Here is a 20,778-nt window from a genome sequence, read left to right on the forward strand (position 1 = left end):
ATTATGGCATTCTTTTGTTTCTGTTTTGTCCGGATTTGGTTTCTGAATTATTAATTATCCATTCCTTCTGTTTTTTTTAAAAAAGTGGGGTAAACAGCTTCAAAGTTTCCGCCGGAAGACGCTTCCAGAGCTTCAGGCGCGCCTGTTCCAACAAAATCTCCTGGGATGCCTCCAGGGTTTTTCGGAAATCCTCCTTCATATTCCCAATACAGCCCGTCCGGTACATCCAGACGCCGCATTCATAATGGTGCGCAAGGGAGCGGTAATCCAGATTAATTGTCCCGCATACTGCAAACCGGTCGTCACACACAAAGTTTTTGGCATGAATAAACCCCGGCGTGTATTCATAGATTTTTACTCCCGCCTGGATCAGGGACGGATAATTTGATTGTGTCATCAAAAACACGATCTGCTTATCCGGGATATGAGGCACGATAATCCGCACGTCCACCCCTTTCCCCGCTGCAAGCCGGAGGCTGTTTAATATTTCATGATCGCAGATCAGATAGGGGCTGGTGATATAAAGGTACTCCCTGGCTGTATGGATGATATTCAGATAGACATTTTTCCCAATGCTTTCCGGATATAACAGGTCCGGACCATCCCCGAACGGGATTACCGCTCCCTCCCCTGTTTTCTTTTCCTCTGATGTTTCCATATAGATTCCATAATCAAGGGTATCCTCTGATGTTTCCATATAGATTCCATAATCAAGGGTATCCTCTGTTTTTTCACACTGGGTATTCCAGAAGCTTAAAAATAACGCCGTCAGGCTTCCCACAGCGTCACCCTCCAGCTTTACCGCCGTATCCTTCCAGTATCCGAATTTTTCCACGGCGTTGATGTATTCGTCCGCCAGGTTAATTCCGCCGGTAAAACCTGTATTTCCGTCAATCACCGTGATCTTCCGGTGGTCCCGGTTATTATGTACATTTGACAGCACCGGCCTGAAACGGTTTGACACCATACACCGGATGCCATCCCTGCGCACTATGCGGTCGTACCGTGACGGAAGGGTTCCCATACATCCGATATCGTCATACATCAGGCAGACTTCCACCCCCTGTGCCGCTTTTCTTTGCAGGACCTCATAAATGGGGTCCCACATACTGCCGCTTTCAATAATAAAATATTCCATAAAGATAAACTGCTCTGCACGCTCCAGGCTCTCCAGCAATGCCTGATAAAACTCCTGCCCGGTTCTGTAATAGGTTATCTGCGTATTCCCGCAGCATGGCATTCCCGCTGCCCGCTGAAGGTAAGCCGCCTGCAGCCTTGCTTCCCTGTCCGCTTCCTCTGACAGGAGTTCCGTCTGATCCTTCCGTTTCAGATACGGCGCCAGCTTCGCCGCAGACGCTCTGTGCCTTTTCTGCAGATCCCTGCTGTTTTCCGTGCTGGAAAGCACCACAAAAGCAAAAGCGCCCATTACCGGGACAACCAGCATCAGAAAAGTCCAAGGCAGCTTAAATTCCGGCGTTTCCTCCCGATTGATCAGATAAAGCAGCACGCCTGCATTGAAAAGCTTTCCCGCAACGGTGATTGGAAAGAAATATTTATACAGGAAGGAAAATACCGTCAGTATCTCCACAAATTCCAATACAATGCAGAATGCTGCAAAAAAGTACCTGGATTTTAAGAACCATAAAATTTTCCGGCAAAGCGCCAGTAGCTTATTTGTATTTTTCGCTTTTTTCACCGGCTGCTACCATTAATAATCAAACCTGTCTTCCGGCAGGCATACGGATGTAATCGTGATTCCTGCAATCATTGCCAGCGCTACAATAACCATTATTGTTTTTTTCATAAGATCATTCCCCTTTCTGTTCCTGTGTTCCATTTTCTTCTGTCTGTCCTGTTTTTCTCCAGAATTCCCGTATTACCCCGCTTTTTCCCATATTCACCAGGATCACAACGCCCATAGGAGCCAGAATGATTCCGGGCAGCCCGCCAAGCTGCAGCCCTGTGAACATGGCGACCAGCGTTACCAGCGGATGCAGCCCTACCTGCTTCCCCACAATTTTCGGCTCCAATGTATTCCGGACAATGACGATCACAATATAAAGCACCAGAATCCCCGCTGCCATTGGATAGTTTCCCATGACCAGCAGCACTGCCGTCCAGGGAAGGAGGATTCCTCCCGTCCCCAGTACCGGCAGGATATCGAAAACCGCAATTGCCAGGGCAATAAGCGGTGCATAGGGAATGCGCAGAAGCCAGAGCCCTGCCGCCAGCTCTGCAAATGTGATCAGAAACAATAGAAAATACGATTTCAGGTACGCCTTCAATGTGTTCCCTCCATGCTCTTTCACTGTCCGGACGGTACGCTTCACTTTTTCGGGCAGATATTTTCCGGCTGCTGCCATGATCCTGTCATAATCCGCCGTCATGTAGAATGACGCAACCACCATCACGATCACCTTTACCACCAGAGCAGGGATACCCGTCACAAATTCAGACAGGCCAGTCAGTATATTCATGGACAGCGATGAAAGGTTCTCTCCCATGCTCTGGATCATCTGCTGAATACCTTTTTGTATTTCCCCCGCCAGCGATGCGTCCGTCTTTCCCAGTATAGAACCGATATCCCCGGATACCCCATCCAGAAACGGTACGATCTGCGTCCGGTACAATTCCGGCAGATTTGTAATAAAACCTGCAACGGTTCCGATCATTTTGCTCCCACCCAGAAAGATTGTTCCAAAAAAAATCACATAAAAAAGTGCCAGCAAGAGGGTTGCCGTCCATTTTCCTTTACAGGGAAGCTTCCCTGCGAGTTTCCGGATCAGGAATGCAATGGCAAAGGCCAGAATAAAGGGCATCAGGGCGGGATACAGATATCTCCATGCCAGACAGACCAGTACGGCAAATAAACCATAATAAGCAGCGTTCCATAACAAAGCTTTCTTTTTTTCCATTGCATTCCCCCTTTCCGGATCTGCAGTATTTTTACTTTATCAATTATTTTCTGCTTTGCCGCATCGTCCGCAGGCTGCGCATCCGCCATGAGATTTCTCCCAGAGACGATCCGCTACCGGAGCCCATTTTTCAGCCGTCTCCACACATTTATCAGAAAACTCCTTCGCGCTTTCCAGATTTTGATAATCTGTACTTTTTGCATGGCTTTCTTCCACGATTCTGGTCAGGCTTCCGGGATTGTCCAGCACCGGGCAGGGACGAAGCATGTTTTCATTCCACGGCTGATTGTCGTGGTAACCCATGAACAGCGGAGATTGATATGCCTCCAGCAGAGACTTCTCCCGGATATTGGAATCCGAATAATGAATAAAAGCGCACGGCTCAATATCGCCGTTGGCATTGATATGGCAGTAGCAGCGTCCTCCGGCGATGCAGCCTCCCACATACTCCCCATCGTTCCAGAAATCCACCGTAAAGATTGGTTTTGTCTGGCGGAACTCCCGTATTTTATGGTACATCATTTCCCTCTGTGCGGCGTCCGCCATCAGTTCCTTCACCGCACCTTTTCCCACCGGCATATAGGTGAAAAACCAGGCGAATTTCGCGCCCATATCGATCATCTGGTCAAAATATTCTTCACTGCCGATGACCTCCGCATTGGCGGAAGTGTAACAGCAGGAAATTCCAAAGGGCAGCCTGTTTTCCTTTAAAATATTCATGGCACGGATGATCTTCTGATAAGTGCCGTTCCCCCTCCTGGAATCCGTAGCATCCTCAAAGCCTTCAATACTGATCGCCGGCACAAAATTCTTTACCCGGAGCATTTCCTTTGCAAACGCCTCATCAATCAGGGTGCCATTGGTAAAAGTCGAAAATACACAGTCCGGATGCTCTTCGCAGAGACGGATGATATCTTTTTTCCGCACAAGCGGCTCCCCGCCGGTAAATAAGTAAACATATGTACCAAGTTCCACTCCCTGATTTACAATATCGTCCATCTCCTCATAAGTCAGATTCATATGGTTTCCGTACTCTGCTGCCCAGCAACCGGTACATTTCAGGTTGCAGGCACTGGTAGGATCCAGAAGAATCGCCCACGGGATGTTGCAGTTATATTTTTCCTTATATTCCTTCTGACGCTGGTAACCTAAAAGGCAGCCGTTGATAATAAAGTTTTCAAAAAAACGGTTTCTCACGCCCGGATCGATGTCCTCCCAGAGACTCATGACCAGCTTATGCCAGTTGTTATCCGGATCCATGACCACGCTGCGGATCATCTCCCTCTGGGTTTTCAGCGTGTCCTTCCGGTCGAAACGGTCAAACCAGTCCAAAAGCTTCGGCAGGTTCTTCTCCGGATCCTTATCCAGATAAGATAGCGCCTGTTTCACTGCAAATACTTCTACATTTTCTTTTATCGCCATTGTTTTTTATCCCTTTCGCTTATGTATTTCTCCCTGAGTGGGGAGTTTCATTAAAAACTGTAAACTTCCAATTACTCTTCCTTTGCAAATAAGATCAGAAATCCCTGGTCGGCACTTCCAATAATCTGCTGCACATTCCATCCATTCGCAGCCATCGCCTTGATTGTATTGTTCATTTCATTATCATATCCATTGACGCCAATCTTCTTTACTGTTTTTACTTCATACTGCATATCTGATACCTCTTTTCTTTTTATATTTTTTATACGAATACGATTCGGTATCCTCCTTCCTCCTCTCTCATTGATGTCATGACTTTACCATCTGTATTTTTATGTATTGTTTTATTTATGTTTCTGTTTTATTAGTTTTTAATTTTTTTCGGAACTTTCCATATTATTTAACACGTCAGCGCCGGAGCAATAAAAGAAAAGAAATACACGGCTGCTGCCAGTATAATTAGGATAACCAGGATCCCCATCAGAAGTTTTTCTTTTATCTTATTCATACAAGCCACTTCCTCTCTCACTCTCTTTCATTGAAAAAACCGCATATTCCAAAACCTCCCGGCCCTCCGTGGGCAGAAATGACACATCCCGTACAAAACCAACAAATTTGTGCAAATCCCATATTCCTGGCCTGTTCCGTTATCTCCTTTCGTATTTTTTCATGCAGTCCCGGAGAAAATCCAAAAGCTATCATCTGCTTCTTCAACTGCCTTTCCTCCACAAAGTCTTTCAGCAGTTTTACCGCGCTTTTTCCAATATTCCCACGGTATTTCCGGGTAGCTACAAGTTTTCCTTCTCTCAGCTCGATCAGCGGATTTATAGATAAGAGCTTTGCCCCAAGATACGCCGCATTACTAACGCGCCCTCCCGCTTTCAGATAAACCAGATCTCCCGGGAAAAAACACAGCCTGCACATCCTGCAATATTTATCCACCACATGCAGGACTTCTTCTAATGGACAGTCCGGTTTTTCTCTCAGGTATTCTGCCACCGCCAATACGATCATCCCCTGCCCGATTGTCACAGATCTGGTATCTACGCTGGTTACATAATCTCTTCCTTCTCCGGCAATCAAGGCACTTTGGAAAGAACAGGTGGTAACCGCCGAATACGCCAGATGAAGGATATGCCTACCAGGATACCTGTCATGTATTTCATCAAAGACAGCCCTGAAATCTTCCGGCACACAGCCGCTGGTTACGGGTAGTTTTTTTGTTTCCTCATAATAGGAAAATATCTCGTCTGCCGGAAAGCTCCCGTCATCCTTCGTTTCCGTATCAAAAGAAACGTGCATTGGAACAATGTAAATTCCATATTTATCAGCCAGTTCCGGCGGAATATCGGAACCGGATTCTGCAACAATTACATATCGCATCTGTTTCCTCCTTTGTTATTTGATAAGCCTGTTATTATTCATTCCCATTCCATTTGCTCCCCTCCTCTCTGTTCACTCTGGCTGGTTATATAAATTTTTTCTCCGGTAACCGTGCTTTTCATTTTAGGAAAAAATTTCTGCAGCATACGGTCAGGAAAACAAACATCCAGAAATTTCTCCATACGGCTTGACGCTATAGGACTGTTCTGCCTTTCGTGCATCCTCAACAAGGCTATTCCAGTAAATACCTGTGAAAAAAGTATAAATGCAAGGAACAGATTCAACGCAGCCTTGTGGCTGTCTTTCACTGGTTTATCCAGTTTCTTTTTCAACAGTGGGTAAATCTTGCACACCCACAAAGTTCCGATTACGCCCCATACCATACAAAACGGAATATTGACATATTTCCCTATATGAAATGGCATGTCCGAATAATCCCAAAACGTCACCTCAAGAACCTTTTCCCCCACGTATCCGCATAAAAATTCAAAAAAGGCGCCCAGTATTATACACTTAACAAAAATGTAAGGTATGCTTCCCCATCTGTTTTTCAATGTCAAAAGGTGTAAAACAATTCCACCCGCTCCCCAGACACAGCTGATTGGAAAAAACAGGTTGCTTGTCCGGCTGGTAAATTCATGAAAATCAATCCAGCACCAGGTAGTTTCAATAATAAAACCTGTCACTCCACAGATAACAAAAATCCAAAACAACTTATAGATTACTGCCATTGAGTTTTCTTTAATAACCATTATTTATCCCTTCGTAATTAATAAAGCAGCTTGCTTCCTTTTTCACAGATTTCATAAATCTCATCATACTTTGCTTCGATAAAAGGCGTTATTTCTTCTGTCTTACGCTTTACGACCGCTTTATAGATAAAATAAGGAAGTATCCACCCTATCAGTCCGGGAACCCCCAGAACGATACACAACGGAATATTGGGAGACTGTACCGTTACCGCAAAGGTGCTTCCTGCCATAAAAGCAGTTCCGACAATCCCAACGGCCATCGAAACAATATCTGCCGTGGATTCCTTTGACTGCTCCAGCTTCCGGATCTGGTCAAGACAATCCTCAAAATTCCTCTGCAGCCTTGTCAGCTCTGCTCTGTTCATAATCTTCCTGTCCCGTTTCATCCGAATCACCGTCCGGTCTTTTCCATGTAATTTTTTCTCCATATCAAAATGTCCGTCTATCTGCCATCCAAAATTCTCATATCCATCCAGAATAAAGGGTGCCTGACCTGAATCTGTTTTTATTTCTTTATAATCAAATCCAATAAATCCATTTTCCTTTTTCTCATTCATGATTTATCGCCTCCTTTCCGTGTATTTACCAGATAACTGATCCCGATACCCAAAATAATCAGGCTGACCACCGCCCCTGTAACGCCATTCATCTTCACCGGAAAATTTCTGTCATCTACTGCAAATGCTGCAAACATAGCGGTCTGCAATGTCAGAATAGACATCAGTGCATCTACCAGTCCGATATCCCGTATAATCAGCCAGGTTCTCACCTCCTGTTTTCTTTCCCTGATCATATTGGAAATAGCCAAAACAATCTTTATAAATGAATAGCCGGCTGCCACATAAATCATATATCCCGGATATTCCTTCCCGCCTTCCAGATTGACTAAAAGGATCACTGCCCCGCCAAGAATAATTGACAAGAAAATAAACTGTACCCCGTAGATTTTCCTTAGCTTTTTCTCAGAAATCTTTTGTAGACGCCTGCTTTTTTCCGGGGCTATCTTCATGAAATTTTTTGTAAGCCAATAAACCTTCATAATTCCAAGGAGCAGATAATATGCGGCCAGTGTTCCAAACCAGGGAGATCTGCTGACCCATCCTGTTGAACCGTTCATAAAGGCAAATGCAAAATTCACCAAAACGCCCATCATAGTAAAAATCATTGTCCGATATTCCCGATTCTGCAGGATTCGCTTTGTAAGCATGTGGGACAAAAGTATTTTCAGACAAACCTGTTTCAATCGGACTAAAGTACCGGCAATATAAAAGCAGGAAAGAAAAAAGGCTGATGCCGCAAGCGTGTAAAACAGAACCTCTGCCATCATTGGAAAAAAATCCGGATATAACACGCTGATAAAGGACAGACCTGCAAAAACACCTGTCAGGATATAGATTAAAATCTGATATCTTAATTTTAATGCCGGCATTTTCCTCTTTTTTATTTTATTTATTATCTTTTTGCACCCGGAAAACGGAAGCTTTTGCATTCTTTCACCCCATATCCGTAACTTTCCTGATTACTTTTTCGGCAATCTATTGAAAGCAATATAGCAATCTTTTATTTTTCTCATGTTTCTCTTTTGTTTTCAAAATATTAATTGTCAAATTTATTCTTTATTTTTATATTTCATAAAAGTCACGGTTTTTTTCTTTATACGAATGGAAGCTTTTGTATGTCTTCCATTCGTATAGGATACGATTTATTCCAATTTCTCAAAATACTGAATGCACTTCACTACTTCCACCATCAACTCCTGATACAAATCCTCATCAAAAACCCCATTTACCAAAGCATTTTTAATTACCAACGGCCGATACATTTCTATGATCTGTTCCACCGCCTGCTTATCATCTGCCTTTGCCCGGAATAATAATTCTTCAAACTCCATCTTCATTCATCTCCCATCCATTTTCTGATTTTGCGGATTGCATAGTAATAAAGTCCTTTTACCTTATAAAGCGGCAGGTTGTTTACCCTGCTCATTTCCTCGAAAGTCCATTCTTCAAATACATGCTGGTAAATGAGCTTTCTCTCGTCCTCCCGAAGCATGAAAAGAGCCTGCTGAAGCCGTTTATCTGTAATTTCATTCCATTGTGGATAAACACCTTCTGCTTCTCGCATTAAAAGTCTTTCTCTCATTTCCAGTTCCAGGCTTTCTTCAACGTTAAAGCCAAATGCCTCTCTGGACATTTCATCCATCGGAGACTCCATCTCGCCAATCTGAATCTTCTTTTTCAAATAATCTCTCCTCCGTCCCCGAATCTGCTGTAACAGGTACGCTGTAAACTGATTTTTAATCTTTGAACCGGTGTATGTATATTCTTCCAATATTTTTTCCTCCAGAATTTTAGATTTTTACGTTTCTGAAAATCCTGAAGGCGGCGCCCTACACCAATAACTGTCATTTATCGAGATTTTTCGACAAAAAAGAAAGCCGGACCAGCATATAGCCGGTTCGACTTCAGACCGATTTTTAATAAAATTGTGTAGAATATGAGAGATATATACCTCACATTCTGCGTGTCCACCTGGATATTTTACCCTTCTTCTGCATAAGATTTTTTTGACAACGTGAACAGCCTGGTTTCTTCTTTTGTATCCCTCAAGCTCCTTTTCTCCCTTACGGTTCCACGCCATTAAAAATACGCATTATATTGCATTTCATACGTATCATGGCACGTTTCATATGCTGCAAATCTGGGGTAAAATAATTGCATTAAGTGAGGTGATACAGATGATGGTCAAGAAACTGCTTGGAGATTTGGTTAAGGAAGAACGCCTGCGCAGAGAACTTTCACAGAATGCGTTAGCGGAACGGGCGCATGTTTCTTTGAGGACTGTCTCGGATATCGAATCCTATAATGGGAACCCGCGTTTGGAAACATTAAGCCTCCTGGCCAGTTACCTGGACATCTCCCTTGATTCCATTATTTTAAAAAATCATTCCCCGATGGATCCTCTTACCCGGCAGATCATGGCAGAGCTGGATGCCTGTTCCCCTGAAGAAAAGGAACTGGCACTTTATGCGCTCCGCGGTCTGCTGGAAGGTTTACGGAAGCAGAAAGAATCCTCTTCCCCCACTTAGCAATTCCGTAATTATAAAAAAGGAATCTGTGGGAACTCTGTATGGAATCTGTGAGTTGTCTGTAAGCGCTCCTGCATATTAGTTTGAAAAAAGCAGCCCTATGTGGAAGGCTGCTTCTTTCGTGCTATGTACGCCGGAAAGCGTTCATGGCACTGGTAATATTCTTCATGATATTTTCATTTATGGAAGGCGGAGTTCCTTCTCCGGAAATGTCCGGGACTGATTCCCCGGACGCTTCCCTTTCCGGAACCGTGGAATTTGCGGAATCATCATATTTCTGCAGGGCTTTTTGTACTTCCGTTTGGATCAGGTTCTCAATCATTGGAAGAAAATTCTCAATGTCTGCTCCTCCCGCAGCCACCTTATCATCTTCGCCCATATAACACAGAATCGCTGTCACAATCAGTTCCGCTTTTTCGTCCGTATGGTTCAGAATCTCTACTACCCTCTGATGGTTTGGATTTCGTTTCTTAAAACCAATTGTAAAAATATTCGGGTTTTTCTTTGCCATACGCATCACTTCCCATTCTCATACATCCGATACAGAAAATCATATCCCTTCGCATTTGCTCTAAGATCCTCGATAAACATATAATGCCCTAACCGTTCCGACTTTTCCAGAAAACGTCTGAGCAAAACCGCGCCGCCACCGATAAAAACCGTATACGCAGATTTCGTGTCGATTCCTCGTTCCCGGATTCCATTCAGAAGGTCTGTCACAAAATCCTGTACTTTCTGCTCCACCAGCCGTACTACCTGCTCCCCATAGTATTCTGTCTGTCCTTTTATGATGCCCTCAATGTCCGCCTCTTCCAGAAGCATGTCATATTCACTGTTAATCCGAGAAATAATGTCGTTAAACATGGTAATCACTCCATTTTCCAGAGAATCGCAGTATTCCATATCTGCAGCTCCCCGGCGCATCATCAGATAGTCCGTGGTAAACCCGCCGATATCTATGCCAACCGCTTTGGGAATCTCTCCGATCTCCGTAATCCGTGTCATCATAGCGGCAAAATCCTGGACAAATGCCCGCACTTCTTTGATGCAAAGATGGTAGGTTCTTCCGTTATATTCCATATCAAACACTTTCCCGTCTCCCCGGAAAAAGGTTTCATATTTTTCATAAAGCTCTGCATAGTGTTTAGGCGGCAGGCCGATAGGAAGCTCAACCTGTACAATATCGTCTGCCTGCACCTGCAGGTTGTCTTCCAGCTCCATAGCAACCGCAAACAGCGTTAAAATAAAAAAGCGGAAATCTGCCGTCTTATCCCTCTGGTAAGGGATACGCTTTTCGCTGAGTGTATAATAAACGTCTTTGTAAAAAAGATACGTTTCACCCCGGGCAGGCTTTTTATCCTGCATTGTCACTCCAGACGTAAAGATATGATTACAGGTTTTCATATTCCGGTTTCCATGATCTACCGCGATCCTTAATTTTTTTATCATAGTAAAACCACTCCTTTTTTGTTTAATACTTACCCTATACGCACAGGATACGTAAAACGCAACCAAGAAAAAAGGTGCCAGCTTCTGCCAGCACCAATTTTTATTTCTGTACATCTCTGTTTTTTCTGCCATTAAGCTGCATATTCATGAATCTCTCCATGAATGTCAAAACGCATCTGCCCCACAGATTCCCATGTTTCATATGGTACATCCATATAGCGAAGTACCTCTTTCATTCCAAGCCCTCCTTCCTCAACCGGTTTCATGCACAGGCTATAGTGTTTTGGATGGCTGATCTGCATTCTCTGGAAGCGGTTTGGTTCTTTCTCCTCCGTCACTCCAAACGCACAATACATACAGCCGGTACGCTGCTCCCCTGTCAGATGGAAGATCCCCTGCAGGTCTTTTTCAATTTTCCCGTAAACAGGAGCAATCGCAAAAGGATAGGAAGAACCATCCGGAAGCTCAATCTCCTTCCCCATATGTTCATAGGCAAACCGCAGCACATCCTGCTTTCTCCACGGTCCAAGCGGCTGGCTTTTGATGGTTGTCCCATCGTAGACATTACAGCCCGTTTTGGAATACTGATGCTGCCGCCGGAAGGATTCATCCTGGGTAATCCCCATAAAAGGATAGCGTCCCGTCCGCCTAACATATTTGTTAAACGGCTTTTTCTTCATAATATCACAGCACTTTTCTGATATTTCAAAAGGTGCATAGATATAGCTCTGCCATTTTTACGCAAGCATTCCAAACCTTCCACGCTCATCCCCATTCAATAAATAGTTTCGGTAACGGGGAGACAGATTTCCATGACGCAGCTTCCTTATCTTCGCCGCATTTTCCTTACTGATTACGGGGTATCCCTCCTCCATAATTACCTGGCGGAAATTTTTTCCCGGACGGATTTCTTCAAATGCCCCCGACTCCTGTGCTTTTCTTGCAAACCGCACAAGCTCCGGATATTCCAGGCCGGTATTGCAAAAGACTGCGGGAACATCCTTTCCCAGAGTCATACGGATAAGTGCGAGCAGTACCGTAGAATCCAGCCCGCCGCTATAACTTAAATAGACCATACCATCCCAGTATTCGTACCATTCACGGATACGGCAGACTGCCAGCTTCACTTTACTTTCATACGGCAGATATTTCCTCTGTGCGTAGAAGCCCTCATTTAACTTTAAATCTTCATTTTTAATGTACATAATCTTCCCTCCCAAAAAGCAGAGGTAGGAACGAAGCATACCTCTGCCTTTTATGCTTTCTTCTTACGCTGCCATGTCCTCCACTTTCTTTCCAAAGTAAGCTTCAAACAATTCCACATACCGGTCATATCCTGCCGAAATCAAGGGGCCATTCAGCGAAGTAAGCGACCACAGCATCAGTTCTTCCTCCTCCACATAAAATCTCCCGGTGGGGACAAATTTATTTCCATCATAATGAGGTGTACTTTGCTTTAAAATTTCGTTTATCTCATGTTTTGTTGATGCTTCCATGATAAACTCCGCCTTTTTACAGAACATTTTTTCAATCAGTTCTGAAATGAATCCTTTGCTTTCAAAATACCCTGCATAGTTTCTGAGTCGTATCATTGCTTCAAACCGCCAGTCCTTTACTTCTTCTTTTTCCTCTTCAGAAAGTAGTATTTCTGCCAGATATTTTGCATATTCCAAATCAACCATTTTCTAACGCCTCCTTCATTACAATTTTTTCTTCCAGTTTTCCATGTACCAAATACCGGTAGTTTAAGTCTGTATTTACACAGGTAGATAACGTCACGATCTTATCCGTTTCCTTCGCCTCCACTCCGGTTTCATAAGCCCCATAGGACTGTATTTTTCTGAGAAATTCTTTAAAATCCTCTTTTTCCGGAAAGTAATAGGTATAAGCAGATTCTCTTGACCTTCCTATATAACAGGAAAAAATCCGGTAAACCAGCACATACCCCGGAACATAAATATAAAAGCAGGGATATTCCTGGTACATTCTTTCCTCTTGATAGCGATCCAGGGTTCCGAACATGCTGCCGTCTTTCATATTATGTCCGTAAATGATCGTATTTTGGTCTGTAAAGCCTGGCTGGTTATGGCAGTCAATAAAAATACTGCCGTTCTTATGCTCCTGCCCGTCAAACATGTGGTGCAGGTAATAATCATTATCTTCTTCCTGTACCACCGGATAACTCACTTCCAGGGCAGGAATGACAATCCATCCCGCCGTATCCGGATTCTGTGCCTGAAGTCCGGCAAAATCAATCTGAAGCCAGTCTCCTTCTGTTTCTTCCATTTCTGCTTCCGTCTCTGGTTTCCGTTCCGGTTCCTGCACTTCTGCCACATCCTTCTCCTGCACGTATTTCTGCAGTTCATCATAGGTATCTGCCCCTTTCTTATAATCCAGATAAATACTGATCAGATTTCCTGCCGCAAATAAAAACATTCCGGCGGAGATAAACAGCAGTGCTTTCGATATCCATTTCTTCTTATCCGTAAAAATCGTCTCCTTTCAAAAAGGACCGGAACTTGCGCCCCGGTCTGCTTTCATATAGTTTCCTGCCCTTTTTTCATTGCATAGTAATAGTCATCAATTCCTTTTACCTCTCCTTTCCATTCGCCGTCCGCATCCAGATCCCAGAGGATCCTTTTCACAGGAAGGGAAAACTCCCTGCAGATCTCATAGAGGCGGCTGCACCCGTTCTGAATAATCTCCCGTTTTCTCAAGCGGAATGGACAGTATTCCGGCTGTCCGGTAAGCGTACACTGCGCGCAATGGCTGGAATGGTGGTCACAGTTGATCCGCATCTTTTTATCCATGTCATAAGCCTCCCTGACAAAACGCAGATTCCTTTTTAAAAGTGCTTCCAGTACAGGAGCAATCCCCCTGTGCTGATTCACTCCTGGAGCGCAAAGGAAGGTATTTCCAGACAGATAATGGGCAATCGTTCCTTTTAAAGCCCCTTCCGTCACATATACCTCCTCATCATCCAGATTTCCAATCACATGTACCGGACTGCCGGATGATGTTCCATAAGGGTAATTGGTGCTGGATAACCAGATATATTTCCTGGAATCCGTCACCTGGTCCAGCCGGATCTGGAATCCTTGTATCTTCCCCTCCATAGAGAGAATCGGGATCAGGATTCCGGATTTCCGGGCATTTAAGTTTACCGTCCAGTTTCCATCGGAATCCAGATAAAATCCGGGGACTCCCTGCACGGTGCATTCTTTTTCCAGAAGCCACCTTGTCATTTCCTTCATTCCAAATGCAGGAACACTGCGGTATCTCTGCTCTTCAATCTGCTCCCGGGTAAGTCCTCTTCCTAAAAGATCCTCCCTGTGTTTTTGCGACAATGGAAGCATGGACAGCATCTCCGCATAAGTATGATCCAGCACCTCATCTGACGCACGTTCGCTGTTCTCCATCTCAGGCAGCTCTTTCTTTTTCTCTGGTACCTTATAATCATCCCGGTACTGCCCAAGATTCAGAGCCTCCCGAATCTGCCGGTTTGCTTCTGATTTTGTCAGATGGTACAGCTTCGCATAAAGATCCAGCATACCGCCCTGTTCATTGCAATAATTGCAACGGAACACATCTTTCTGGATGTTGATGTTCATCTTCCCTGTCTCAAAATTACAAAACGGGCAGTCTACATCATACGAATATGAATTTTTACGTCGTATACGCAGATTCAGTACCCGGACAACATCACGGATATCATAATCAAACCCTGACATATCATACATCTATGCCAGAACCTCCTTTCCCCCTGCAGCCGTTTCCGGTCGCAGGGTTTACGATTAACCAGCCATCGGCATGGCTTTTTCTATGAGGATTCTGGCTGCCGCCGGTACCATATGGTTATTACCGCTGTAGCTCTGTGCAAACCAGCCCAGGTTCTGCGGATTTTCCACTGCAACCTGCCCCATAGTCTTTCCTCCGAATTTGCCATTGCCCGGAATCACTACCCGCACCGCCTGTTCATATGTCATGCGCTGCACCAGTTCTTCCACCGGCATCCCCGGATCAAGGGGAGCTGTGCCTCCCGGCTGGGAGGAACCGCCCTGCATGGCAGACTGCGGATTTTGGTTTGCCGCTTTGTTCATGGGCGCTTGTCCCATTCCCTGCTGTCCTACCAGCCTTCCATTTTCCTGGGCCTGCTGATAAAACTGAGCCATCATATTCCCCTGCTGTATAGGCGGCATGGGATTTCCGTAATTCTGCACGCTTTCCTGCACAGAAGTATGGTTGGTTGGAAGGGTCTTCATGCCTTCTGCCGGAATATTTCCATCTGGAACCGGAATCCCCGCATCTACTTGGTTCGGATCATCCGGCTCTCCCACATCTGCAAACTGCAGGCCAAAACCGGCATCAGAAAGAGCCCTTCCAATCGCTGCCGTCTCCGCCATTTCCAGAAACTTATCTCCGAAAACCGGATCCTCGCTCCGGAACTTCTGGGAGAAGGAATTTGCGATATAACTGTCCTCTGAATCTCCTTTATCCAGATAGACCCTCGCTTCCACTAAAGCCATGTTTTCCGTAAAACTGCGGATATAGCTGATGACTTTTCCGGCAGGGTGTACCAGGCGGAACCACAGCTTCCGGTATTTTACATCCAGATAAAGCTGATCCTCCTGCCCTTCCTTCTGCAGTCTTCTTGCAAGCTCCATCGGGTAAAAGCCTTCCACACGGTTCAATGAGGCAACCGCACTTGATTTGTTATACAAAATTTCTTTCATCTATTCTGCTCCCTTCTATTATCTGATGATTCCAGAAAAGCAGACCATCCCCTCTATAAAAGTAATAGTCTGCTTTTCTTCCAGATTGCAAAAAATTGTTTCAATTCAAAAAGAAAATAAGCAAAACCGTCGGTTTCTCTCTCAGACTGCCAGCTTTAACTGCTCATTTTCCGGTTTATTTTTGTTCTGATGCTGCACATAATACAGCCTGATCCGTTCTCCCAGCATAGTCCTGCGTTTCCCGCTGTCATCGGTACGGATTGCCTGGCTGATCGCAGCTTTTTCCCCTACCAGATACACCTTCGTTTTTGCCCTGGTAACTGCGGTATAAAGGATATTCCGTTTCATCATAGTATAAAAAGCCCTTACCCACGGGATGATGACCACGGGGCATTCCGACCCCTGGGACTTGTGGACGGTAATCGCGTTCGCATGCTCTACCATATCCATCTGCTCCGTCCCATACTCTGCTATGCGGTTTTCTGAAAACAAGATTTTTACCTTGACATTTCCTTCCTCATCCTGACTGAAATCCTGGATAAATCCCATATCGCCATTGCTTACCAGTTCCGTATTTTTATTCTGCAGGACTTTATCCCCCGGGCGGAACACCTCATTTCCAAGGTTCAGTTCTTTCCTGCCGCTGATGGGCGGGTTTACCATGTCCTCAAGGGTACGGTTTAATTCCTGTACGCCTGCCGCAGTCTTTACCCGGTACGGCGTAAGGATCTGGACGTTCTCCAGCCCGTTTTTTACCGCTTCATCCAGATAAATCTGCCTGACGATATCCGCCGCAGCTTCCGCTCCCTTACAGGGGACGATCACAAAATCCTCCCCTTCTATGAGATCCGTCCTGTTTTCCTGGATCCGCCTTGCATTAACCGGAATTGTGCTCATGGCTCCCTGACGGTAAACCAGGTCGAGTACCGTTACCGGTATCATCCCGCACCCGATCAACTGCCGGAACACATCACCGGCTCCCACGGAAGGAAGCTGGTCCACATCCCCCAATAAAAGAACTCTCGTATCCGCTTTTACCCGGCGGAAAAATTCATAAGCCAAGTGCATATCTACCATAGAAGTTTCATCTACGTTAAGAAATTCCACGTTCAGGTACGAAAAATCCGGTGTATAATCCGTTCCGCCTATCAGACCAAGCGCCATGTGCATGGTGGAAGAATCCGGATTTCCCGTACTTTCTGACATCCTTCTGGCAGCACGTCCGGTAGGCGCCATCATCTGCACCTGCTTCCCGCATTTCATTCCATAGATATATAGAATGACCTTCAGAACCGTCGTTTTCCCGGTTCCCGGACCTCCTGTAATGATGCTTACCGGATTCTGAAATACCATGCGCACCGCCTGTTTCTGGCGTTCCGACAGGCTGATCGACAGATCCGCCTGGGCTGCCTCCAGTTCCTTTTCCACCTCCATCGGCAGAATATTGGAAAACAGCTTGCCAGCTACCATAGATGCCGTCAGGTTTTCTTCCTCATACTGCTGGAAAATATAAACGCGTTCTCCGTCCATGACAATGCTTTTCTGCATAATGAGACGGTACATAACACTGCTGATATCCTGTTCTGTCACTGCCAGATAAGCCAGATCCTTATTCAGAAGCTGCAGCGCTTTCTCCACCAGCATCTGCCTTGGCATGTAAAGGTGTCCTTCCTTCATGGATTCATGGAGAAGGTAACTGATGCCGCCGGAAATCCGTATGGGGTCATTCAGGGTACGGCAGAGCTGTTTCCCGATTTCATCCACAGTAAGGAATCCAAACCCTTTTACTGCGCACAGCATAAAGGGTCTCTGCCGGATGATATTGATAGAATCCTCCTTAAACGTCTGGAGGATCATGTTCACTTTTTTTGGGGTCACATGGAAAGGTGCCAGGAAGGTCATCAGCTCCCGGAATGTTTTATTCTGCGAAAAGGATTTTTCTATATCCTTCAGCTTCCGCTCCGAGATTCCCCGGATCCTCAAAAGCTTCTCCGGGGTCTTTTCCATAACCTCTAAGGTGTCCAACCCAAACTCCCGATAAATTGCCTCAGCTGTTTTCGCTTTCACACCCTTGATTGCGCCGGAAGATAAGTACCCGATAATCCCTTCCCGTGTCCGCGGCACGATCTCCATAAAGGATTCCACCTTGAACTGCAATCCATATCCGGAATCTTCCCATTCGCCTTCCATTTCCAGCTCTATCTCGTCTGTGAGCGGCAGGCTGTATCCCACCGCCGTAAAGCCGATAAGACCGCTGGACATCAGGCGTTTATCTCTTGCCGGAAGCGGAACGGACGAATCTTCTGTACAGTAAACTGCTACAGTATAGCCGTTTTCCTCACTCCGGTACCTCTTACTCATATATCTGCAGCGCATCCTCTACATACCTCCAGTCCTTTACCTGCATGATCTCAAAGGGCTTTGCAGGGCCGTCATACCAGTACACCCCCATCCCTCTGAAAAATGCTGTCTGAATCTCTCCTGCCATGCCGGAACTGATCCGCCTCCCGCAGATGATCAGGATATCACACAGGGACATCAGCTCCTTTCCAATCCGCAGGGCAGCTTCCCGTTCTCTTGGGACCGTATCATCCAGCATAAGGGGCAGATACGCATGGGACGCCATGCTGCGGCAGTGGTAAAGCTCCGTCATCCTCTCCATGTAAAACCTCGCCATCTCCATGTTATGGAGGATTTCTTTTTGGGATGGTGATGATAAAGGAGAACAGATATAAGCTGTTAATCCGACAAGCATCACGCCGCCTCCTTCTTGATCCGGAATGTGCGGCTCTCGGTTGTTTTCGCATATTCCTCATAAATATCCGGGTGCTGGATCTTCAGCTTTTCCATCTGGTCTTTTCCGATCTGGGTACGCCGGGTTGGGTTATAAGTAATCCGGTACCGGCTGTCGCCATCCAGAAAGACTGCCTTGCAGCCTGCACCCATCTTTTCCACAAACGGGACACTAAGCTCCCTCTGTTTTGCGTCAATCTCCTTCCTTCGCTTCTCAAGCTGCGCCTTTTCTTCCGCAAGGGAAAGATACTGCTCCAAGCTCTTCGTTTCCATACCGGATACTTCAATCTCTGGAAGGCTTTTATCCGCATAACCTCCGTATCTTCGGATGCTCGCAAGGATGAGGTCCGGTTTTCCGCTGTAGGGCGGCTCTATCCGTTTCTCCACATACTCCTTCCAGAAATAGGACTCCTGTTCGATGATATCCTCCTCTTCCATGCGGTCCCGCTCTATGCGCCTTATGAAAAACTCGTCTTCATTGTTTCCATACAGGCAGGCGATATAAGCGCAGTCCATGTTCATAACCGCCAGGTAATGCCTTACCTGAAGGACATAATTTGCAGGGACGGAATCATCCTCCCATTTTCCCCTTGCATTATAATTGCAGGTCTTGCATTCCAGGATACCAAAAGTACCGTCCGGGAATACAATGAAAAAATCCACATCCGCCAGCATGAACGGATACAGGGGGTGCCGGAACATCTTCCGGACCGGAAATACACGGAGTCCTGTTTTCCGAGAGAAAATCTCGGCAACCAGATCCTCCAACCGGTTCCCGACTTCTTTCGCCACCCAGTTGCTTTCTTCTTCCTCTATAAGCGGCAGGATGCCGACTTTATCATTATAGAGGTCTCGGATCGTGGCAAAGGGAGATATCCCCATGATAGCCGCCACATCGCTCCCCCCGATTCCCAGCCTGCGGTATGCAAGCCAGTCCTCCCTGGAAAGCCCTTCCGTATCTACCATAACCTCCGGTTCATAGTTTTTCATTTCTGTCTGGTTCATCCTGTTTCCTCCATTCTGTAATTTTTTACCAGTTAATTGCCCCGCTGACATCAAACTCTTTCCAGTCAAGCTGAAGCGCCCTCGTGATCTGTTCCTCCAGGCTGAGGATGCTGCATCCCTGCATACCCTCACAGGCGCCGAAGAAAGACGCCTCATTCATGGCAAAGTAAAGGTCATGGGCTGTACAGTTTCCGGCACCATGCTGATGTTCAAAAAGCTCCGCAACCTCATTGATAAGATTTTTTCGAATACCAACCTTTTTCATTGCCAGCCGGAGGCAGTTCAGCGGATTCCGGATCTCGATATCCATCAGTTTCGTGATATCCGCAATCGCATCCTGATATCTGGAAAATAGCATCCGCAGGTTATCCATATACCTGGAAATATCCGCGCCGTTGGTATGCGGCAGCCGGATGGGGTTTCCCAGGCTGATCGTCCGGTTTGCGCTTCCGCACAGGAGCATCGGGTAAAGATTTACTCCGCTTGCCGCTACATCGGAAGTTGTGAGCCTTACTGCAGGCGAAATTATGTGGGCGGCAATTCCATGATCTGCCAGAGCCTTCCGGTAAGTATCCAGAAGCTCCTGGTTTCCGCCCAGTTCCCACATAGCCGAAACGACGGAATGGTCATACACTCCGGAACCTTCCACATAGCTGTTTCCGATAAAGTTGTTATTCAGGTACTGAATGGTAACTTCAAAAATAGTCCTCATGTCCAGGATATGGTAATCGCTATCATCTCCCGCATGGACCGCCGATACCTTGCCGTCTGCAACCTTAATCAAGACATCTCCTTTTGCAGCCTTCAGGCAATAATTCACGACCTTTGCGTAATTTCCCGTTTCCAGCCGTTTCAGCCCGTTTCCGGAAATACCGGCACGTTTAAGGATCGTATGGATTGCACAGTCCCTTACCGGGTATGCTTCTCCCCGGATTTTAAGCGCAAGCTTCGTGTTTTCCTGTGTATCCTTCAGAATCCCTTCCCAGTCATCCTCCGCATTTTCCTCCATATGTTCTGCCTCCTCGCTGATTGGAACCAGCCGGAGCATCCTGGCGGGCCTGCGTATCCATTTGGATGTCTTCCCCCTCTCTGCCAGAAATTCCAGTAGCTCTCCGGGTGTGGCAAATGCCGTTTCAAACGCATCTGCAAAAATTCTTGTTTCATTCATGTTTTCTTCCACCTTTCTTTTATTTTTTATCCATAAACAGCACAGAGCTGGTTGTGGCAGCGCCATAAAA

General features: G+C 45.8%; 21 protein-coding genes and 1 pseudogene. 1 reads left to right on the top strand and 21 read right to left on the bottom strand.

The genetic code is table 11. From position 1 onward, the window contains the following. Positions 1 to 76: 76 nt before the first annotated feature. From cls to NQ534_RS05685, 10 genes are all read right to left on the bottom strand, one after another. A complete protein-coding gene (gene cls / locus NQ534_RS05640) occupies positions 77 to 1,696 on the bottom strand; it encodes a cardiolipin synthase (protein WP_006860123.1) in 1,620 nt (539 codons plus the stop codon). 112 nt (positions 1,697 to 1,808) lie between these two features. Then, entirely contained in the window at positions 1,809 to 2,915 is a 1,107-nt protein-coding gene (gene ytvI, locus NQ534_RS05645; RefSeq protein ID WP_006860121.1) for a sporulation integral membrane protein YtvI, read from the bottom strand. 39 nt (positions 2,916 to 2,954) lie between these two features. Next, a complete protein-coding gene (locus NQ534_RS05650) occupies positions 2,955 to 4,337 on the bottom strand; it encodes a radical SAM/SPASM domain-containing protein (protein ID WP_006860120.1) in 1,383 nt (460 codons plus the stop codon). A gap of 71 nt (positions 4,338 to 4,408) precedes the next feature. Then, entirely contained in the window at positions 4,409 to 4,570 is a 162-nt protein-coding gene (locus NQ534_RS05655; protein WP_006864459.1) for a hypothetical protein, read from the bottom strand. A 292-nt stretch (positions 4,571 to 4,862) separates the two neighbouring features. Beyond that, positions 4,863 to 5,720, bottom strand: a complete 858-nt coding sequence (locus NQ534_RS05660) for a DegV family protein (protein ID WP_006864461.1) — start codon at positions 5,718 to 5,720, stop codon at positions 4,863 to 4,865. A gap of 38 nt (positions 5,721 to 5,758) precedes the next feature. Next, a complete protein-coding gene (locus NQ534_RS05665; protein ID WP_006864462.1) occupies positions 5,759 to 6,472 on the bottom strand; it encodes a putative ABC transporter permease in 714 nt (237 codons plus the stop codon). 17 nt (positions 6,473 to 6,489) lie between these two features. After that, positions 6,490 to 7,029, bottom strand: coding sequence for a hypothetical protein (locus tag NQ534_RS05670; RefSeq protein WP_006864463.1), 540 nt, complete (start codon positions 7,027 to 7,029; stop codon positions 6,490 to 6,492). After that, positions 7,026 to 7,637, bottom strand: a complete 612-nt coding sequence (locus NQ534_RS05675; protein ID WP_143115911.1) for a hypothetical protein — start codon at positions 7,635 to 7,637, stop codon at positions 7,026 to 7,028. The genes NQ534_RS05670 and NQ534_RS05675 overlap by 4 nt, the downstream gene beginning before the upstream one ends. A gap of 537 nt (positions 7,638 to 8,174) precedes the next feature. After that, positions 8,175 to 8,363, bottom strand: coding sequence for a helix-turn-helix domain-containing protein (locus NQ534_RS05680; RefSeq protein WP_040785465.1), 189 nt, complete (start codon positions 8,361 to 8,363; stop codon positions 8,175 to 8,177). Between the two features lie 2 nt (positions 8,364 to 8,365). Continuing rightward, a complete protein-coding gene (locus NQ534_RS05685) occupies positions 8,366 to 8,713 on the bottom strand; it encodes a sigma-70 RNA polymerase sigma factor region 4 domain-containing protein (RefSeq protein WP_242655427.1) in 348 nt (115 codons plus the stop codon). Positions 8,714 to 9,209: 496 nt separating this feature from the next. Here NQ534_RS05685 and NQ534_RS05690 point away from each other — a divergent pair, with 496 nt between their 5' ends. Further along, the gene (locus NQ534_RS05690) at positions 9,210 to 9,560 is read left to right on the top strand and encodes a helix-turn-helix transcriptional regulator (RefSeq protein ID WP_242655428.1); all 351 of its coding nucleotides are present in this window, start codon (positions 9,210 to 9,212) and stop codon (positions 9,558 to 9,560) included. Positions 9,561 to 9,684: 124 nt separating this feature from the next. On the opposite strand, the gene NQ534_RS05695 is transcribed toward NQ534_RS05690, so the two are convergent. The 11 genes and pseudogenes from NQ534_RS05695 to NQ534_RS05750 form a co-directional block, all read right to left on the bottom strand. Beyond that, positions 9,685 to 10,071 carry a hypothetical protein gene (locus NQ534_RS05695; protein WP_050778387.1) on the bottom strand — a complete coding sequence of 129 codons (387 nt, stop codon included), beginning with the start codon at positions 10,069 to 10,071 and terminating at the stop codon, positions 9,685 to 9,687. Between the two features lie 5 nt (positions 10,072 to 10,076). Next, positions 10,077 to 11,009 carry a ParM/StbA family protein gene (locus tag NQ534_RS05700; protein WP_040785492.1) on the bottom strand — a complete coding sequence of 311 codons (933 nt, stop codon included), beginning with the start codon at positions 11,007 to 11,009 and terminating at the stop codon, positions 10,077 to 10,079. Positions 11,010 to 11,140: 131 nt separating this feature from the next. Continuing rightward, positions 11,141 to 12,253, bottom strand: a pseudogene (locus tag NQ534_RS21870) (phosphoadenosine phosphosulfate reductase domain-containing protein). 24 nt (positions 12,254 to 12,277) lie between these two features. Continuing rightward, positions 12,278 to 12,691: a hypothetical protein gene (locus tag NQ534_RS05715; protein WP_006864473.1), complete on the bottom strand. Its 414-nt coding sequence runs from the start codon at positions 12,689 to 12,691 to the stop codon at positions 12,278 to 12,280. After that, complete coding sequence (srtB, locus tag NQ534_RS05720) at positions 12,684 to 13,445, bottom strand: class B sortase (RefSeq protein WP_006864474.1); 762 nt, start codon at positions 13,443 to 13,445, stop codon at positions 12,684 to 12,686. The genes NQ534_RS05715 and srtB overlap by 8 nt, the downstream gene beginning before the upstream one ends. 101 nt (positions 13,446 to 13,546) lie before the next feature. Beyond that, entirely contained in the window at positions 13,547 to 14,749 is a 1,203-nt protein-coding gene (locus NQ534_RS05725; RefSeq protein ID WP_006864475.1) for a CHC2 zinc finger domain-containing protein, read from the bottom strand. 54 nt (positions 14,750 to 14,803) lie between these two features. Further along, a complete protein-coding gene (locus tag NQ534_RS05730) occupies positions 14,804 to 15,742 on the bottom strand; it encodes a hypothetical protein (RefSeq protein ID WP_006864476.1) in 939 nt (312 codons plus the stop codon). Between the two features lie 141 nt (positions 15,743 to 15,883). Then, positions 15,884 to 18,103, bottom strand: coding sequence for an SF1B family DNA helicase RecD2 (gene recD2 / locus NQ534_RS05735; protein WP_006864477.1), 2,220 nt, complete (start codon positions 18,101 to 18,103; stop codon positions 15,884 to 15,886). Then, positions 18,096 to 18,497 (bottom strand): DUF7768 domain-containing protein, encoded by a 402-nt coding sequence (locus NQ534_RS05740; RefSeq protein WP_040785475.1) that lies wholly within the window; start codon positions 18,495 to 18,497, stop codon positions 18,096 to 18,098. Before NQ534_RS05740 ends, recD2 begins: the two co-directional genes overlap by 8 nt. After that, positions 18,497 to 19,540, bottom strand: coding sequence for a YqaJ viral recombinase family nuclease (locus NQ534_RS05745; RefSeq protein WP_040785478.1), 1,044 nt, complete (start codon positions 19,538 to 19,540; stop codon positions 18,497 to 18,499). Before NQ534_RS05745 ends, NQ534_RS05740 begins: the two co-directional genes overlap by 1 nt. 25 nt (positions 19,541 to 19,565) lie before the next feature. After that, a complete protein-coding gene (locus NQ534_RS05750; protein ID WP_040785496.1) occupies positions 19,566 to 20,708 on the bottom strand; it encodes a hypothetical protein in 1,143 nt (380 codons plus the stop codon). Between the last annotated feature and the right edge of the window lie 70 nt (positions 20,709 to 20,778).

The organism is Marvinbryantia formatexigens DSM 14469 (assembly GCF_025148285.1).
GTDB classification, from domain to species: Bacteria; Bacillota; Clostridia; order Lachnospirales; family Lachnospiraceae; genus Marvinbryantia; species Marvinbryantia formatexigens.